The following is a 379-nucleotide window of genomic DNA, read 5'->3' as shown; positions in this document are numbered from 1 at the left end:
CGTGGGCGTGCAGGCGGCCCTGGTCGTCATAGTGGTAGTGGCTGAGGAGTTGGCCTTGCTGGCGCTGATGTTCGCGGCCGGATTTGAACAGGTGCGAGGTGAGCAGGTTACCGTTGAGTTCGACGGTGGCGAGGTCGCCGCCTTTGTCGTGGTGAAAGGTGAGGCGGTTGTTATCCGGAAGGCGTAGTTTTTCGAGTTGGCCGCATTCGTCGTATCCATAGCGCAACGTGCCCCAGCCCTGGTGTTCGGCGGTGAGGCGGTTTTGCAGGTCGTATTCGTAATGCAGCGGCCAATGACCGTCGTCGACGCTGAGGAGATTGCCGAGGCGGTCGTAGGTGTAATCGACAATGCTGCGGTCGGGCAGGGTTTTTCTTACGAG

The 379-nt window shown here is 59.9% G+C and carries 1 pseudogene; it reads right to left on the bottom strand.

Annotated elements, in window-relative coordinates:
* Window positions 1-379 (bottom strand): annotated as a pseudogene (locus HX817_RS31475) (type IV secretion protein Rhs); the annotation flags it as partial.

It is taken from the genome of Pseudomonas sp. C6002 (genome assembly GCF_013385805.1).
In the GTDB taxonomy this organism is placed as follows: Bacteria; Pseudomonadota; Gammaproteobacteria; order Pseudomonadales; family Pseudomonadaceae; genus Aquipseudomonas.
This window is presented reverse-complemented; position numbering and strand designations above follow the sequence as displayed.